Source organism: Nocardia sp. NPDC047648 (genome assembly GCF_040642815.1).
In the GTDB taxonomy this organism is placed as follows: domain Bacteria; phylum Actinomycetota; class Actinomycetes; order Mycobacteriales; family Mycobacteriaceae; genus Nocardia; species Nocardia gamkensis.
The window spans coordinates 229,994-245,482 of record NZ_JBEYSX010000006.1 but is presented as its reverse complement, the minus strand read 5'-3'; the positions used below and the strand labels follow the sequence as shown (position 1 = coordinate 245,482).

The 15,489-nt window shown below is 68.1% G+C and carries 20 protein-coding genes; 9 read left to right on the top strand and 11 right to left on the bottom strand.

Annotation, left to right across the window (positions count from 1 at the left end; all coding sequences use genetic code 11):
• The first annotated feature begins 329 nt into the window (after positions 1-329).
• Positions 330-857: a CAP family protein gene (locus ABZ803_RS15705; protein WP_357037807.1), complete on the top strand. Its 528-nt coding sequence runs from the start codon at positions 330-332 to the stop codon at positions 855-857.
• Between the two features lie 94 nt (positions 858-951).
• Here the strand turns inward: ABZ803_RS15705 and ABZ803_RS15700 are convergent, their stop codons facing one another.
• Positions 952-1,419 carry a hypothetical protein gene (locus ABZ803_RS15700; protein WP_357037804.1) on the bottom strand — a complete coding sequence of 156 codons (468 nt, stop codon included), beginning with the start codon at positions 1,417-1,419 and terminating at the stop codon, positions 952-954.
• Between the two features lie 165 nt (positions 1,420-1,584).
• Entirely contained in the window at positions 1,585-2,061 is a 477-nt protein-coding gene (locus ABZ803_RS15695) for a hypothetical protein (RefSeq protein WP_357037801.1), read from the bottom strand.
• A gap of 116 nt (positions 2,062-2,177) precedes the next feature.
• Here ABZ803_RS15695 and ABZ803_RS15690 point away from each other — a divergent pair, with 116 nt between their 5' ends.
• On the top strand, positions 2,178-2,795 hold the full coding sequence (locus ABZ803_RS15690; protein WP_357037798.1) for a GNAT family N-acetyltransferase: 618 nt from the start codon (positions 2,178-2,180) through the stop codon (positions 2,793-2,795).
• A gap of 33 nt (positions 2,796-2,828) precedes the next feature.
• Positions 2,829-3,551, top strand: coding sequence for a hypothetical protein (locus ABZ803_RS15685; RefSeq protein WP_357037795.1), 723 nt, complete (start codon positions 2,829-2,831; stop codon positions 3,549-3,551).
• Between the two features lie 113 nt (positions 3,552-3,664).
• On the opposite strand, the gene ABZ803_RS15680 is transcribed toward ABZ803_RS15685, so the two are convergent.
• Positions 3,665-4,483, bottom strand: a complete 819-nt coding sequence (locus tag ABZ803_RS15680; RefSeq protein WP_357037792.1) for a methyltransferase domain-containing protein — start codon at positions 4,481-4,483, stop codon at positions 3,665-3,667.
• A gap of 337 nt (positions 4,484-4,820) precedes the next feature.
• Here ABZ803_RS15680 and ABZ803_RS15675 point away from each other — a divergent pair, with 337 nt between their 5' ends.
• Entirely contained in the window at positions 4,821-5,663 is an 843-nt protein-coding gene (locus ABZ803_RS15675; protein WP_357037789.1) for a methyltransferase domain-containing protein, read from the top strand.
• A 12-nt stretch (positions 5,664-5,675) separates the two neighbouring features.
• Here the strand turns inward: ABZ803_RS15675 and ABZ803_RS15670 are convergent, their stop codons facing one another.
• Positions 5,676-6,017 (bottom strand): hypothetical protein, encoded by a 342-nt coding sequence (locus ABZ803_RS15670; protein WP_357037786.1) that lies wholly within the window; start codon positions 6,015-6,017, stop codon positions 5,676-5,678.
• A complete protein-coding gene (locus ABZ803_RS15665) occupies positions 6,014-6,250 on the bottom strand; it encodes a hypothetical protein (RefSeq protein WP_357037783.1) in 237 nt (78 codons plus the stop codon). Before ABZ803_RS15665 ends, ABZ803_RS15670 begins: the two co-directional genes overlap by 4 nt.
• A 383-nt stretch (positions 6,251-6,633) precedes the next feature.
• On the opposite strand from ABZ803_RS15665, the gene ABZ803_RS15660 reads away from it, so the two are divergent.
• Positions 6,634-7,836, top strand: coding sequence for a helix-turn-helix transcriptional regulator (locus ABZ803_RS15660; protein WP_357037780.1), 1,203 nt, complete (start codon positions 6,634-6,636; stop codon positions 7,834-7,836).
• A 47-nt stretch (positions 7,837-7,883) separates the two neighbouring features.
• Here ABZ803_RS15660 and ABZ803_RS15655 read toward each other — a convergent pair whose 3' ends face one another.
• From ABZ803_RS15655 to ABZ803_RS15645, 3 genes are all read right to left on the bottom strand, one after another.
• The gene (locus ABZ803_RS15655) at positions 7,884-8,108 is read right to left on the bottom strand and encodes a hypothetical protein (protein ID WP_357037777.1); all 225 of its coding nucleotides are present in this window, start codon (positions 8,106-8,108) and stop codon (positions 7,884-7,886) included.
• 97 nt (positions 8,109-8,205) lie between these two features.
• Positions 8,206-8,739 carry a DUF3145 domain-containing protein gene (locus tag ABZ803_RS15650; protein ID WP_040865831.1) on the bottom strand — a complete coding sequence of 178 codons (534 nt, stop codon included), beginning with the start codon at positions 8,737-8,739 and terminating at the stop codon, positions 8,206-8,208.
• A gap of 95 nt (positions 8,740-8,834) precedes the next feature.
• Positions 8,835-9,668 carry a serine hydrolase domain-containing protein gene (locus ABZ803_RS15645; protein ID WP_357037774.1) on the bottom strand — a complete coding sequence of 278 codons (834 nt, stop codon included), beginning with the start codon at positions 9,666-9,668 and terminating at the stop codon, positions 8,835-8,837.
• Positions 9,669-9,710: 42 nt separating this feature from the next.
• On the opposite strand from ABZ803_RS15645, the gene ABZ803_RS15640 reads away from it, so the two are divergent.
• From ABZ803_RS15640 to ABZ803_RS15625, 4 genes are all read left to right on the top strand, one after another.
• Positions 9,711-10,904 carry a serine hydrolase domain-containing protein gene (locus ABZ803_RS15640; protein WP_357037771.1) on the top strand — a complete coding sequence of 398 codons (1,194 nt, stop codon included), beginning with the start codon at positions 9,711-9,713 and terminating at the stop codon, positions 10,902-10,904.
• An 82-nt stretch (positions 10,905-10,986) separates the two neighbouring features.
• Positions 10,987-11,265, top strand: coding sequence for a helix-turn-helix transcriptional regulator (locus ABZ803_RS15635; protein WP_357037768.1), 279 nt, complete (start codon positions 10,987-10,989; stop codon positions 11,263-11,265).
• Entirely contained in the window at positions 11,262-11,798 is a 537-nt protein-coding gene (locus ABZ803_RS15630) for a hypothetical protein (protein WP_357037765.1), read from the top strand. The genes ABZ803_RS15635 and ABZ803_RS15630 overlap by 4 nt, the downstream gene beginning before the upstream one ends.
• Positions 11,798-12,466: a GPP34 family phosphoprotein gene (locus tag ABZ803_RS15625; RefSeq protein ID WP_357037762.1), complete on the top strand. Its 669-nt coding sequence runs from the start codon at positions 11,798-11,800 to the stop codon at positions 12,464-12,466. Before ABZ803_RS15630 ends, ABZ803_RS15625 begins: the two co-directional genes overlap by 1 nt.
• A 156-nt stretch (positions 12,467-12,622) precedes the next feature.
• Here ABZ803_RS15625 and ABZ803_RS15620 read toward each other — a convergent pair whose 3' ends face one another.
• From ABZ803_RS15620 to ABZ803_RS15610, 3 genes are all read right to left on the bottom strand, one after another.
• Complete coding sequence (locus tag ABZ803_RS15620) at positions 12,623-13,753, bottom strand: NDMA-dependent alcohol dehydrogenase (protein WP_062969657.1); 1,131 nt, start codon at positions 13,751-13,753, stop codon at positions 12,623-12,625.
• Between the two features lie 144 nt (positions 13,754-13,897).
• A complete protein-coding gene (locus ABZ803_RS15615) occupies positions 13,898-14,332 on the bottom strand; it encodes a DinB family protein (RefSeq protein ID WP_357037759.1) in 435 nt (144 codons plus the stop codon).
• 37 nt (positions 14,333-14,369) lie between these two features.
• Complete coding sequence (locus ABZ803_RS15610) at positions 14,370-15,434, bottom strand: phosphotransferase family protein (protein WP_357037756.1); 1,065 nt, start codon at positions 15,432-15,434, stop codon at positions 14,370-14,372.
• Between the last annotated feature and the right edge of the window lie 55 nt (positions 15,435-15,489).

The following is a 15,489-nucleotide window of genomic DNA, read 5'->3' as shown; positions in this document are numbered from 1 at the left end:
CGATCGGTTCCATCGTTCAGCGAATTCTTTTCATCCGCCCTCCGCCATCGCCCGAACCCGCCCCAGCACATCGGGATACCACCGCAGATGCGCACTCCCGTCGAGATCGATTGCCGCCCCAAGATAGGCGTGCCTGCGGCCGAAGGGCCCAGGGGATGGACAGCCGAGTTGTAGACCGGCTGTAGACGGGGTCCGGAAACATCCACGAGAAATCATGCTCACCATGACCCGGTAGGCTCGCCGTATCCCGAAACCCTCACGGCCTGTGGGGGTTCCAGGGTTTGCGTGGTTCGCTTCTGTTGTGTCCTGCTCTGCCTCGGGAGGTCGTCGTGCGTGTTGGTCGGTTGATATCGGTTGTTGCCGCGGTGATGCTCGCCGCGCTCGTCGCCGGCGGAGGCCCCGCCGCCGGACAGAGCGATTACGCGCAGACCGGGCTCACTCTGCACAACCAGTACCGGGCCAAGCACGGTTCCCCGGCCATGACCTCGAGCCAGAACCTGAACAACCTGGCCGACCAATGCGCGAAGTACTACGCCCAAAAACGCACGATCGATCACAGCTGCCCCTACAAGAACGGGGCCGGGGAGAACCTCGTCGGGGGACAGGGCAGCTGGGACGCTGTCTCCTTTGTCCAGACGGGCACGCAGATGTGGTACGACGAGATCAAGAACTACGACTTCGACAACCCCGGGTTCAGCATGTCAACCGGGCATTTCACGCAGGTGGTGTGGAAGGCCAGCACTCGACTCGGTATCGGGTACGCCTCGGAGGGCGGCTGGACTGTCGTCGTCGGTCTCTACAACCCAGCCGGCAACGTGGAGGGACAGTTCCCCCAGAACGTGGCACGCCCCCGCTGAGCGGTCCTGTCCACGGCGATCCCCTCCGCCATAGCGTGACTGCTCCCGTGGATGTTCCCGCACCCCTCAGACACGGCCGGGAACACGGTCGATGTCAGGTGAGGTGGAGGGTCAGTTGGGTTCGGTCCGCGGCGACGACCTCGACATGGATGTAACCCCGGGCCGCCGTGTACTTGCCGGTGCCCCCGGTGATCGCGATGTCGTAGGCGCTCGCGCCCGGCGTGCGGGGATCGGTCACAGCGCCCTTGGTGGTGATCCGGCCCTCGGGCAGCGACAGCGCGCCGTTGCACCGCATCTGCGCCGAAGCGTTTTCGGCGACAGACACGACCGTGCAAACTCCGGAGCCGCGGCCGAACCCGGCCTCGTCGCGCTGAAGGTCGTCGACGTAGGTCACCTGGTCGCCTGGACCGAGTCGCTTATCGCCATCCCGGTCGAAAAACGAGGAACTCGTCTCGATCGCGGTCAACTCGATCACCTCGGCGGCCGCGGAGGCCGCCGCCGGGCCGGTGACCACCGCGGCCGCGACCACGGCGATCGCCCCGCCCTGAATCCTGTTCGCCACTCGCAGACCTCCCGGTGCGGTTCGGTTTGAAGCGGTACAGCCGCACAAGATATCCGGCACGCGCCGCCCCGGGCCGCCACCGCGGCATGTGACGGCGTTTCTTGTCTCACCCGGCCTCGCGGAGACCGCCGCGCGGCAGGATCGGCGGGTGCGTCCGCCGCCGTCTCAGTCCACCCTGATGGGGCTGCCACCCTCGAAGGACGAGCCGTAGTGGATTTCACGGATCCCGATCGGCTTCGCAGGATCTCCATAGGTGTGCCCGGCGGTCACTTTCAGGCGCGAGGAGCGGGCGAGCCCACCCAACTGCCGATGCCCCGGCAAGTAGAGAGCGACCCGGTCTTCCAACTCCTCGACGGGCCCCACATCGTGGGTATGCGTGTAGAGGATGCCGAGCGGGCATCCCCAGTGCGGCCAACCCTCGGTACCTGCCGAGATCCAGCCAGCGTGGGTGTCGTCCGAATCGATGAAGAGTTCCCAGTGGTGAACGCCGGGCAGCCGCGGCACATAGTGCGAAGCGATCCAGACCACCAGGTCGGAGATCGTGGACGTGGCCGGGAACATCCAGCGTTGGCCGTGCGGGAGCGCGTCGTCGCCGGCGTTCAGCGACCCACGATCGAGGAGCACTTCCACCCAGCCCGACACGCACCGAATACTTCCAAAGGCAGGCGGCGACACGGGTCAGGCGCGCCGCGCGTTCGCGGCTCGTTCGGCGCGTCCATTGCCATGATCGCAGGCAGCGGGGTCGGTATCGTCGCGATATGCCCACGTTGATCGCTCCGACGACACGTCTGCATACGGCCTGGCTCGAGGCGCATGCGGAGTGGGGGCCCGGCCCACACGAGGACGGCTTCGGACTGCGGCCGTCCGATGACGTGAAATCGCCCGCGGGTTTCGCGGCCTGGGTGGCTCGGCTGGATCACGAATCGGGTCGGGCGGTGGCCGAGACGGGCCGGGCGCAGTGCACCTATCGATGGATCGTCGAGGGTGACCGAGTGCTCGGCGGAATCGCTCTGCGACACGGGTTCGACGACTTCGTGCGGTGGGCCGGCCACATCGGCTACGGCGTCCGACCGTCCGCGCGCCGGCGCGGGCTGGCCGGCTGGGCTCTGGGCCGGATGCTGGACGAGGCGCGGAGACTCGGCATGGCTCGAGTGCTGATCGTCTGCGCGGCCGACAACATCGCCTCGGCGAAGACCATCGAGCGCCGAGGCGGCGTCCTCGAGCGCATCGTGGACACCCGGCTCGGTCCTGCACGGCGTTACTGGGTCGAGACCGGTGTCGATGACCAGCGGCCCGACCGCTGCGGCCGACAGGAAACCACGGCCACCTCGCGGCTCCCTGTCTTACCGGCCTTCCCTCCTGCGGACGTAAAATAGTCGGCACGAGTCCACTCCTCGAGGAGGTCGGCGATGACCGACAGCCCGCGATCGATTGCCGCGACCGACAAGGCGCTCCCTTCGGGTACGGATGAGGAGCGATTCTCCGGCTACGGAGTGATGGGAATGCCGTTCGCCAGCGGTCACTACCTGGCGCTGCGGCACTTTCCCGCCAGCTCGGTCGGCGCGGGGTACGACGCGGTGTGGCATCGGGACCCCGACGGCAAATGGGTGATCCACAGCAGTGTCTCCCCGGCCACCAGCTGCGCCCGCTATTTCGGAGCAGCACTCGAAGACGCGCGAACCGAAGACATCTCGGTCGATTGGACCGGCCCCGCCACCTTCACAGTGCGGGTGGGCGAGAAGATCGTGTGGGATCTCCAGCTGGGACGATCGGTGGCGACAGTCGCGATGACGGGTCTCGGGCGCATGATGCCCGCCGCTCTGTGGCGACGTCCTGCCGTCTTGTCGCTCATGTCGCGGGCGGCGGGACCGGCGCTCGGCGTGGGGCGGGTACAACTCAGCGGTACTTCGCCGAATGGTCAATTGTTCCGGGCCAACCCCCGGATGCTGTGGACCGTCGAAAACAGCACTGCCCGGATCGACGGAATAGATATCGGTCCTCCGGGACCGCTGGCCGAGCAGGCCAAACTCGGTGACTTCTGGCTGCCGCAACGCGGAATGTTCGCCGTGGGCGAGTCCTATTTCGAACAGTACGATCCGACGCGCCATCACCCCGCCCGTCCCGGTGCATGACGGTCGCGCCGGTTCCGCTGCTCAATGTCTCACCGGACACCTGCGGTCGGCGCATCGCGCCCATGCCCGGGTAGACCTCAGCGCGGACGCCGAACGAATAGCCCCTGGAGCAGTCAGCCCGCTCGGCGTCCGGTGACCAACAGGTACTCCCACTCCATCCGCCCACCGCCCAGGTCGTGCTGGGACGCGAGTTCCGCGAGAGCCCGGTCCAACTGCGCGATCTTGTCGGGATCTCCCGCAATGGCCTTGTACACCGCGACTGTCGGTCCGTAGTACGTCTTGAAGAAGTCGCGGAACTCGGCGGCGTCGGCGAAACGGTCGATGACCGCGTTCTCCCGGCGTAGCTCCAGGTCGGCGACGCGATCGCCGAGCAGCGACCGGACATGCGCTTCGTCGCCCCACAGCGGGGGCGGCTGCGCGCCGGGCGGGGGCGGCGGAGCGAACGGTTTCATCGTGGCGAACATCTGCCCGATGAATCCGGAGGGCGTCCAGTTGATCAGCCCGATCGTGCCGCCCGGTTTGGCCACGCGCACGAGTTCGTCCGCGGCCGCCTGGTGGAACGGCGCGAACATGACACCGACGCAGGAGATCACCGCGTCGAACTCGGCATCGGAGAAGGGCAAGGCCTCGGCATCGGCTTCCCGCCACTGGAGCTCGACGCCCCGGTCGGCGGCGATGCGCCGGCCCGCCTCGAACAGTTCCGGCGTGAGGTCGCTCGCCACCACATCCGCACCGGCCTCGGCAGCGGGGATCGCGGCGTTCCCGGACCCGGCCGCGACGTCGAGCACCCGTTGACCAGGTCCGATACGGCAGACCTCGACGAGACGACGGCCCAGCCCGGGGATGACTTCGGCGGCGATGGACGAATAGTCGCCCAGGGCCCACATCGCGCGATGTCGCCGCTTGAGATCAGCGGAGCCGGATTCGGTCATCTGACGCTCCCTTTGTCGTCGGGCTCGTGAACACTGCCGAAATGGCCATCGGAACCTTCCCCGCCGACCACGATCGCTCCCGCTGACTGTGGGCGAGTGCATTCTCACCAATCGGCGCGGCTCATCGAAACCGTGACCCGAGCGAGTGTTACCCGGTAGAGGTCGCGACAAACGGAGCCACCTGCCGCGACAGGTCAGCTCCTGCCCGTCGCGTCGCTGTCGGCAGAGTTCGTGCGGCCGTTGGAAGATATCCGGCCCGGTCCAGACCACGGCAGCCGCCGGGCGACGCGAAGGACGTGTTGCCATCTGCCGGGGTGCCCGGATTACTGTCGGGGATATGCCGAGCGAGCCCGCGCCGTCCATCCCCTCATTCCATGTGAACGCGATCCCCGACGCTTCGCGCCCTACCACCGACGACCCGATGGCCGTGCTGGTCGGCATCCTGGATCTCCAGGCGGCGCTGCCGGGTATTCGGCGCATGCGCGCGTGGGCGCACGAGGTTCTGGCCGTCCAACCCGGCGAGCGCGCGCTGGATATCGGCGCCGGAACAGGCACCGAGGTGATCGAACTGGCCCGCCGAGTCGAGCCGGGCGGTGAAGCGGTCGGCGTCGACCCGAATCCCGCGATGCTCGCGATCGCCCGTGGGCGCGCCGAGACGGCGGACTCTCGGGCCCGCTTCGTCGAAGGCACCGCCTACCATCTGCCGTTCCCCGACGATTCCTTCGACGCGGTGCGCTGCGAGCGCGTCTACCAGCACCTGGACGACCCGGTCGCCGCCACCACCGAGATCGCCCGAGTCCTGCGGCCGGGCGGGCGCGTGCTGCTCATCGACAGCGACTGGCACACGGCCATCGCGCATCCCGGCGACGACGATGTGATGGCCCGCCTGTCCACGTCGCTGCTCGCGACCACCCCGAATCCGAAGTCGGGCCGAAGCCTGCGCGGCCTGCTCACCGCCGCCGGTTTCGCGATCGACGACATCGGATCGGAGGCGGTGATCTGGGATCCGCAGACCATCCGCCCCCTCTTCGCCCAGATGACCGAGCGCGCCCGCGCCGACGGCGTGATCACCGAGCAGGAACGCGACGACCTGGCCGCCACCATGGAGGCGGGCATCGCCAGAGGCGACTACCACCTCTCCGTCACCATGTTCGCCGTGCTCGGCCACCGAGGAGAGTGAGCCGCCCGGCTCTCACCGTTGCCGCCCCGCATCCGGCCGGATACGCCCGGCCTCCACGAGCGCCCGCCACGCAGCCGTCTTGCGCGGGCATTCCCCCACGCGACAAGCGCGGTGCCGCTGCATGGTCATCTGCGCCTCCCCCACGCCCATCGCGTGATCCGGAGCGTCATGCGGGAAACCCATCGGCCAAACCGTCGTGTCCATGTCTCCGCGCTCCCGTTCCACTCGCCGGGTGATCTCGTCCACGCTGCGCCCCTCCGGCAACCGAACAGGCCACAGCCACAAGGTCATGCCGACCAGCAAGGTGAGCAGCACCGCACCGATCGCGACCGCAAAGAATTGCCACCCGGTCACGGCAACCTCCGGTACGGGTGATCGAGGGGCAGCAGCGACGGCCACCGATACCCGCGCGGATACGTCTGCTCGGGAGTGATCAAGTCGCATAGTTCGGTGACCGCACGAGCGAACGGCTCGACATGAGCCAGCCCCGGCACGATCACCGCGACCGCATCCGCCACCCGGATATGCTCGACCGCCAGCAGAGCCGTCGTCCGGACCGCCGTAGCGAAGACGATCAGCTCCACCACGAAATACCCACGCGCAGCCGCTATTTCACGGACCAGCCACTCATCGCGTGGCTCGTCCGCACCGGAAACCTCGCGCCGAATGAAGCCCAGCGCGTTCGGCCCCAAAGACTCTGTGCCACAGCACTTCTCTCCATACATCCCTGACTCCCCTGCTCGACCTATCGGTGGGCACCAGCCGCCAGGGGCGCAAGAGAGCATCAACCCGGCGGTGGACTGCGCAGCACGCTAGGTAGCTATGGAGATGTCACCGGGTACGGTTCGTACCCGATACTGTCCAGTGGACATCGGATTCACCCCTCTGCGGCCGAGATCGTCCGGCTACGCTTGATTCATCGAACCAGCGGCGAGAGGGGACAGCCGTGTACAGCTCTGATGATGCCCCGGTGGGCGCGCGGATTCGGCGGCACCGTGAGCGGGCGGGTATGTCGCGCCCGGTTCTCGCGGGGTTGGTCGGCCGTTCCGCCGAGTGGTTGAAGGCCGTCGAGAACGGTCGACTGCAGAGTCCGCGCCTGCCGATGTTGCTTCGGATCGCCCGCGCCCTGGAGCTGGACGATCTCGCCGAGTTGACCGGAGATGGGCATGCGGTTCCGGTCGCGGTATTCGCCGGAGAACGCCATGCGGCGCTGACCGATGTGCAGTCGGCGCTGACGGACTATCGCCTGGCGGCTGCGGATGACTCGGCGCGCACCGAGCACTTGGCTTTGCGGCTGGCACAGGCGTGGCAGGTGCGACACGCGAGCCCCGATCACCGGACGCAACTCGGTTCGCTACTACCTGGACTGATCAGGGACGCGCAGAACGCCGTGCGCCTTCGCCGCGATGATCGCCGGGCGGCCCGGCGTGTTCTGGCCGGGGTGTACCAGCTCGCGGATTTCTTCGTGGCGTACCAGCCTGCTCCGGAACTCGTCTGGCTCGTCGCCGATCGCGCTCTGAACGAGGGGTACGAGGCAGACGACCCGTACCTGATCGCGAGCGGTGCGTGGTCGATGGTTCAGGCGCTGCGGGACTCCGGCCGGTGGGAGGAAGGAATCGCTCTGGCCCGCACGGCTATCGCGCAGCTGGAACCGTACCTGGACCGGGAGGGCACGCCGGACGACTGGCACGGGATCGCGGGGGCTCTACAGGCCGAAATCGCCTATGTACACGCTCGTCGCGGCCGCTACGGCGAAGCGTGGGCGTACTGGGAATCGGCCGATCGGATCGCCCAGCGCCTCGGGCCTACCTACCGGCACGTCCAGACATCGTTCTCCATCCCGGTGATACAAGCCCACGCAACGACACTCGGAGTCGAACTGCGACGAGCGGGTGAAGGGCTCCGTGCGGCCCACGCGCTGGACGCCGACCGGATAGCTTCCGTCCCACGCCGCAGCCGTCATTTCATCGAGGTGGCCCGTGCCCACTACCAGCGTGACGAACTCGTAGCCGCCCTCGCGATGCTCGACAAATCCGAACGCACCGCACCCGAGACGATCCGATACAACGGCTACGCGCGCGACATGCTGCACGCGCTACGGCGACGACCGCCGTCCGGGATGGGCGAGGACGTTCGAGCTCTGTGCGACCGCGTCGGCGTCGCAGCACACTGAAAGGAGCCTCTCGTCCTCGGCCGGGAGCGGTGCCGCTTTTGCTCTCCTCAGAACAGATGACACTGGTCGGGCGGCAGGACGCGCACCACGCACAGGCCGACGATGCCGAAGAACAGGACGCTCGCGATCGCGCCTCGGACCGCGTCGACGACGCCCGGGGGCACTTCCACGGCCGCCGCGACCGGTTCGGCGGTTGCCGTCGCGGGGGCGGCGGTCGCGGCCGTCAGGGTGATCGCTGCGGCGGCGATGATGCGCATACCGGCATGCTTCATGGTCGACTCCTCGTGCTCGGCCCCGACCGTGTGACGACCCTATCCCCGTCGGCGAAACCGGGACAGACGCCAATTCCGGTGGCTACAGCGGTGATACCTACCCCACGTCCCGGCGCAGCCAAGTGACCTCGGCGCCGGTTTCCGTTCCGTAGCGGTAGATTTCGAGGTCCTCGTCCCATGCGGTGCCGAGGGCGCGGTCGATTTCGGCGGCCAGGTCGTAGGCGGAGTACTTGCCGAGTTCGCGGGTGGCCTGGAGCATGGCGCGCAGGCGCATCTCGCCGACCATGACGTCACCGTTGGCGCTCGTGGAGCCGTGCCACAGACCGAGTCCGGGGACGAAGCTGTAGCGTTCGCCGTCCACGCCGTCGCTGGGATCCTCGGTCACCTCGAAGCGCAGAACGGGCCAGGAGCGCAACGATTGGGCGATCTTCGAGGCGGTGCCGACCGGACCGATCCACTCACTGGTGGCGCGCAGTTGGCCGTCGGCCGGTTGGGCGGTCCAGCGCAGCTTCGCCGGGGCCCCCAGGGCCGAGGTGAGTGCCCACTCGACATGCGGGCACAGCGCGGCAGGCGACGAGTGGATGTAGACCACACCCGCCGTCGCGTCCGCGAACTGACTCGATGCGCGCACCACCAATACCTCCAGCTTCGACGAGGACCGTCTTCCCCAACGATTCGTCGGACTGGCGTTGCCTGAGTGTACTGGAGTGCCCGAAGTTACACGTGTTACTTCGCGACCGTGTTGCTTCCGGCTGTCGCCTCCGCGATCACGGCGTCGCTCAGTGGTGGCCAGGCCGCCCGCGCCCAGTCGCCGAAATTCTCGTCGCTCAAGGCGAGACACGCCAACCCCGTTTTCGGGTCAACCCATAAAAATGTCCCGGATTGGCCGAAATGTCCATAGGTTTGTGGCGAATTCGTGCCACCGGTCCAGTGCGGAGACTTGCCGTCGCGGATTTCGAAGCCGAGTCCCCAGTCGTTGGGGCGCTGCGAACCGTAGCCGGGCAGCACGCCGTTCAGGCCGGGGAACTGGACGGAGGTGGCCTGCGCGTGCGTCTGCGCCGAGATCAACCGGGGGTTCAGCAATTCGGCGGCGAAGCGGGCCAGATCCGTCGCGCTCGACCGTCCCGCATGCCCGGCCGGGCCGGCCAGGACCGAAGCGGTCATGCCCAGCGGCTCGAACACGGCGTCGCGCAGGTACTCGTCGAACGCGATCCCGGTCTGCGCGGTGAGGAATTCGGCGAGCACTTCGAAACCCGCGCTGGAGTAGATCCGCCGGGAGCCGGGCGACGCCTGGGTGTCGGTGGTGTCGAACGCGAGTCCGGAGGCGTGCGCCAGCAGATGACGCACCGTGGCGCCGGGCGGTCCGGCGGGCTGGTCGAGGTCGACCGCGCCCTCCTCCACCGCGACGAGCACGGCGTAGGCGACCAGCGGCTTGGTCACCGACGCGAGCGGGAACACCCGCTCGACATCGCCTTCGCTCGCGACGCCGCCGTCGGCGGTGACCACCGCGGCCGCCGCGTGCCGAACCGGCCATTCCCGAATCTGCTCGAGTGAACGCACCCTGCGAGCCTACGAGAACCTGGTAGCTACCATCGACTCGCCATGAGTGAAAAGCCCACTGTTCACGGCGAGGTCGCATCGGGTTTCGAACCGGTCGCCGACGCCTTCCGCCGCAACTTCGAGCGCCACGGCGAAATCGGCGCCGCCGTAGCGGTCTACGCCGGTGAACGCCCCGTGGTGGACCTGTGGGCAGGCTTCCGTGACCGCAGGCGCACGCTGCCCTGGGAGCGCGACACGATCGTTCCGGTGTTCTCCTCGACCAAGGGCATGGCGGCGTTCACCGTCGCCACCGCGGTAACCAAGGGTCTGCTCGACTACGAGCAGCCGGTGGCGAAGTACTGGCCGGAGTTCGCCGACCACGGCAAGGACGCGATCACGGTTCGCCAGTTGATCGACCACCAGGCCGGGCTGTCCGGCCTCAGCGAGACCGTGCGCCTGGCCCAGATCGCCGACCTGGACGGCCTCGCACCCGTTCTCGCCGCGCAGAAACCGGCCTGGCGGCCCGGCACCAAGCACGGCTATCACGCGATCACCCTCGGCCTGTACCAGGGCGAGCTGCTGCGCCGCGTCGACCCGAACCGCCGCACGCTCGGCCGGATCTTCGCCGAGGACATCGCGGCACCGCTCGGCGTGGACTTCTTCATCGGCCTGCCCGCCGAGCAGAGCATGGACCGCATCGCGACATTGTCGGCCACGCAGGGGCTGGATGTGCTGCGCTACGAACGCGATGTGCCGCTGCGGATCGGTGCGGAGATCTACGCCAAACGCGGGCTGTCCTACGCGGCGCTGACCAACCCGCGCTGCGGGGCTCCGGCGCGGGCGACCCGGCGCGAGTTCCTCGAAGTGGAGCTGCCGGGGTCCAACGGGGTGGGCAACGCCCGCGCGCTGGCCGAGGTCTACGGCGCGGCCGCCGGTCGTACCGGCGTGCTCCCGATCGACGACGCGCTGCTGGACCGGCTCGCCACCGACCGCACCGCCGACGACGTCCCCGCCGAGGACTTGGTGCTGCACACCAAGAGCCGCTACCACCTCGGCTTCCGCAAGTCGCGCGGTAGCTTCCGCTTCGGCTCCGACAAACGCGCCTACGGCACCACGGGCCTGGGCGGTTCGTTCGGCTTCGCCGACCCGGCCACCGGCCTGGGCTTCGGTTACACGATGAACCGGCTGGGCCTTGCCGTTCTCGACGACATCCGCAGCCGCAACCTGCGCGAAGCCCTGCTGCGCTGCCGGATCTGAGTACCGAGCTTCGCGACCGCACAGCTCCAGCGGCCGCAAACCTCTGTTGACGCACTGTTGGGTTTATGCAACAGTTTGTTGTATGAGTCCGGTGAGACGTGGGAAAAATCTTCCCATCTACAACCGTATCGGGGTGTTACGCGCCGAGCGGAGAATGAGCCGGGCCCAGCTCGCCGAGGCGATCGAGGTGAATCCGCAGACGGTGGGTGCGCTGGAACGGGGCGATCACTATCCGAGTCTCGATCTGGCGCTGCGGATCTGCGATGTGTTCGGGCTGCCGGTCGAGGCCGTGTTCTCGCGGGATGAATTCGCGCCGCTGTCCACGGCGGTCTACCGAAACGACAAAGGGGATGTTCGATGACGCGCCCGAATCTGCTGGAGCGCTACCAGGCTCGCCGGACACGACGGTTCGAGCTGTTCGCCGAGCGCTGGGCCGCCCTGTTGCCGCGGTGGCGGACGCGACGCCGCCGCCGGCTGCTGGTGCTGGCCCTCGCGACGATATTCCTGGCCATGGCGGTCGTCGCGGTGCTGATCGCGTGCGGCCTGGAGCGGGGACCCCTGCTGTGGGTGGCGGCCTGCCTGGTGTTCTTCCCGCTGTGGATTTCGCTCCAGATCGTCTCGGGACGCCAGGCCGACGCGCCCGTCGGCGCCCTGGACGAATGGGAACTCGAGCAGCGTAACGCGGCTCGCTCGGTGGGGCTCACCCTCACACAGACGCTGGCGATGATTCCAGCGGTCTGGCTGGTCGTCGTGGGCGGATTCACCGACCTCGACAATGTCCGAGCGGCCTACGCGGGCGGGCTGATGCTGCTGACCGCGCTGCTCGTCGGCGGCTGTAGCCCGACGATGATCCTGGCCTGGATCCGACCCGACACGGAACCGGAGGACGAGTGATGAACCTGCTCACCGGAGATCTGATGCTGCTGCTTCTCGACGAACGCACCGGGCACTCCTTGACCGACAGCACACGCACCCCGAGGGTTCTCGCCGGAGCAGTGCTGCTGGACCTGATCGACGCCGGGGCGGTCCGGCTGACCGGGCCGGGCGACGCGGCGAAACCGGGCCGGATCGTGGTGAGCGCGAACAGGAGTGCCGATCCGATACTGGGCGACGCGCTCGCCAGGATCGAGGTGGCAGGTCCGATGAAAGCCCGGGCCGCGATCGAGAAACTGTCCAAGGGGCTGCAACCGAAGGTGTTGCACCGGCTGGCGGACGAAGGTCTGGTGCGTGTCGAACACCACCGGGTCTTGGGCGTCTTCCCCCGGACCGCCTGGGTGCCGAGCGGATACCGCGAGGAACTCCGCGACCGGCTGACACCGCCGTTCGCACACCCCGACCTCTCGGTCGAGCCGCGCGCCGCCGCCTTGATCTCCCTGCTGTCGGCGGCCGACGCGGCACCGAAGGTCTTCCCCGACCGTGACCGCCGAGTGGTGCGGCAGCGCGCCAAGGAGATCGCCGCCGGGGACTGGGCAGCGAAGGCGGCCAGGGAAGCGGTGCAGGCGGTCGACGCGGCGCTCACCGCCGCCGTCGTGTTGAGTGCCGCGGCAACGGGCTCCGCGTAGGTCGCCGAGCAAGGGAATGCCGATTCCCGCTCGGCAGCCGATCCCTACGACTTGATCGCATGGATCGCCGGCGAGTTCCCGAGCGGGATCAGTGCCGAACCTCGCGCCGCGACGACGGACACCGCATCCCGGCGGCCGTCGTCCACGGGGCTCGAATCACCAGTCGGCCTCGGTGTACTTGATGATCCCGCGGATGTTCTTGCCGTCCAGCATGTCCTGGTAGCCCTGGTTGATCTCTTCCAGGGAGTAGCTGCGGGTGACCATGTCGTCCAGGTTGAGCTGGCCGGCCTTGTACAGCGACAGCAGGCGCGGCGCGTCCTGGCGGGCGTTGCCACCGCCGAAGATGCAGCCCTTCACCGTCTTCTGCAACATCGAGAGCAGGAAGCTGTTCAGCTTGACGTCGTTCTCGTCCATCCGGCCCATCGAGGTGACCACCAGGGTGCCCGCCTTCGAGGTGAGGATCAGGCCCTCCTCGATGTACTCGCCGTGCATCTCGCCCATGGTCAGGATGACCTTCTCGGCCATCCGGCCCTCGGTGGCCTCCAGCAGCGGCATGATCGCGGCGGCCATGCTCTCGTAGGTGTGCGTGGCGCCGAACTTCTGCGCTTGCTCGCGCTTCCACGGGTTCGGGTCGATCGCCACCACCTTCGAGGCGCCCGACAGCACCGCGCCCTGCAACGCGCTCATGCCGACGCCGCCGATGCCCGCGATCACCACGGTCTCGCCCGGCGCCACCTGCGCCACGTGGGTGGAGGAGCCGAAACCGGTGGGGACGCCGCAGCCGACCAGGCAGGCCACCTCGAACGGAATGCTCGGATCGATCTTCACCACGGAGGTGTGGTGCACCGTCATGTACGGCGCGAAGGTGCCCAGCAGGCACATCGGGATGACGTTCTCGCCGCGGGCCTGGATGCGGTAGGTGCCGTCGCTGATCGCCTGCCCCATCAGCAGGCCTGCGCCGAGGTCGCACAGCGCCATGTGTCCTGCCACGCAGGCCGGACAGCGGCCGCAGGCGGGGATGAACGACAGGATCACGTGGTCGCCGACCTGGAGATCTGCCGGGCAGTTCGGGCCGAGCTTGGTGATCACACCCGCGCCCTCGTGCCCGCCCATGACGGGGAAGGACGGCATCGGGGTCGCGCCGGTCACGATGTGGTGGTCGGAGTGGCACATACCGGCGGTTTCCATCCGGATCTGCACCTCGCCGGCGACCGGGTCACCGACCTCGATCTCCTCCACCGACCACGGCTGGTCGATCCCCCACAGGATCGCGCCCTTCGTCTTCATTCCTGTCGACCCTCTCGCATGCACGTGCTTTCATGTGACTGCACCCACAGTACGAGAAAAATGTAACGCGTTCTAGTACCGGTCGGAAAATTCGTCGGCAAAGCGTGACATCGACGCCGAACGCGTTACAGTTCGGCGAGGCGTTCACCCACGAACGTCGTGCACGTGGTGCAGGACATCATGGAGGATGTACCGGGCGAACGACTCCACCGTGAACTCCGCTCCGTCACTGCGCGCACCGCGCAGACCGCGCCGCTCGGGTGGCACCGATTCGAAAGCCAGCGCCGCCCGCTCGGCGGCCTCGGCCAACTCCCCGGCCACCACGGCCGGATCCTGCTCGTTGTAGCGGTCGGTGACCGCGGACGCGTCCTGATCCCAGTTCGGGAAACGCGGCGGCTCCCCCTCGGAGTCGTCGGTCAGCATCAGGCCGAGGCGAGTGTCGGACATGCGGCACACGTCGCGCACGTGCGCGCCGTATTCCAGTGCCGACCAAGTCGATTCGTCCGGCCGCGCGCGCACGCCGGGGCGGTCGAGCACCGCGGCGAAACGGACGGCCGTCTCCCGGATCAGCGCGGGCACGGCTTCGTAGGCGGTCGCGGCGGCGTCGAAACCGCAGTCACTCCATCAGCCGCCGCGCCCGCTCGAAGAGTTCCAGCGTGATCGCGTGCAGGAAGTCGCCGACCTGCTTGGGGGCCTTGCCCGCGAAGGCGCGGGCGTGCGTGCCCTCCAGGACGATGCCGAGCTTGAAGCAGGCAAGCACGGTGTACCAGGGCATCGCGCTCAGGTCGCGATCGGAGAACTGCCCGTAGTGCGCGATCATCTCCTCGGCCGTCGGCAGACCGCCCACCGCGCCGAGCTTGCCGACCAGCGCCGCGCCGGTGGTACCGGGTTCGGGGCGGGTGGCGATCTGCCAACCCAGGTCCAGCAGCGGATCGCCGATGGTGGACATCTCCCAGTCGACCATCGCCGCCACCTGCGGGCCGTCGAACTCGAACATCATGTTCGCCAGGTGGCAGTCACCGTGCAGGATGCCGGGCGTCCACCGCGCGGGGCGATTGCGGTCCAGCCACTCGCCCACCGCCGCCACGCCGGGGATCTCCGGACCGGGGTAGCCCTCGTTGGCCGAATACGACTCCAGCTCACCGAGCCAGCGCGGCACCTGGCGCTCCAGAAAGCCCTCCGGCTTGCCGTAGTCGGCCAAGCCGAGCGCCTGGTAGTCCAGCGCACCGAGCCGCGCGATGGCTTCGACCGCCGACAGGCCCATCTGCCTGCGAACTTCCGGATCGCCCGCGTGCAACTCGGGCAGTTCGTTCTGCGGATTGAAACCGTGGATCGGCTCCATCAGGTAGAAGACCGCGCCGAGCACCGACTCGTCGGCGCAGGCCGCGATCACCCTCGGCGCGCGGACCTCGGTGCCGCCCAGCGCGCCGAGCAGCCTGGCCTCGCGCCGGATCACGTCGTTGCTCTTGACGCGCAGGTGCTTCGGGCCACGGCGCAGCACGTACGTGCGGCCGCCGCGCGTGAAGCGGAGCATGATGTTCTGCGTTCCGCCACCGAGCGCGATCACATCCTCGAATTCACCCCCGGGCAGACCCTGCTCATCCATCCACTTTCCGACGACGGCGAAGTCGACAACGGCGGGATCCACATCGACCGGTTGCGCAACAGACATGCCCCACATTGTGCACCACCCGCCGACCCGAACTGAAGGCAGACGACAACAGTTAGCTCCGACC

Bases quoted from the DNA above. Each gene is read 5' to 3' on its own strand.
- ABZ803_RS15690 (WP_357037798.1), top strand. From the start codon at position 2,178: ATGCCCACGTTGATCGCTCCGACGACACGTCTGCATACGGCCTGGCTC.
- ABZ803_RS15685 (WP_357037795.1), top strand. From the start codon at position 2,829: ATGACCGACAGCCCGCGATCGATTGCCGCGACCGACAAGGCGCTCCCT.
- ABZ803_RS15680 (WP_357037792.1), bottom strand. From the start codon at position 4,483: ATGACCGAATCCGGCTCCGCTGATCTCAAGCGGCGACATCGCGCGATG.
- ABZ803_RS15675 (WP_357037789.1), top strand. From the start codon at position 4,821: ATGCCGAGCGAGCCCGCGCCGTCCATCCCCTCATTCCATGTGAACGCG.
- ABZ803_RS15655 (WP_357037777.1), bottom strand. From the start codon at position 8,108: ATGAAGCATGCCGGTATGCGCATCATCGCCGCCGCAGCGATCACCCTG.
- ABZ803_RS15640 (WP_357037771.1), top strand. From the start codon at position 9,711: ATGAGTGAAAAGCCCACTGTTCACGGCGAGGTCGCATCGGGTTTCGAA.
- ABZ803_RS15635 (WP_357037768.1), top strand. From the start codon at position 10,987: ATGAGTCCGGTGAGACGTGGGAAAAATCTTCCCATCTACAACCGTATC.
- ABZ803_RS15630 (WP_357037765.1), top strand. From the start codon at position 11,262: ATGACGCGCCCGAATCTGCTGGAGCGCTACCAGGCTCGCCGGACACGA.
- ABZ803_RS15625 (WP_357037762.1), top strand. From the start codon at position 11,798: ATGAACCTGCTCACCGGAGATCTGATGCTGCTGCTTCTCGACGAACGC.
- ABZ803_RS15620 (WP_062969657.1), bottom strand. From the start codon at position 13,753: ATGAAGACGAAGGGCGCGATCCTGTGGGGGATCGACCAGCCGTGGTCG.
- ABZ803_RS15610 (WP_357037756.1), bottom strand. From the start codon at position 15,434: ATGTGGGGCATGTCTGTTGCGCAACCGGTCGATGTGGATCCCGCCGTT.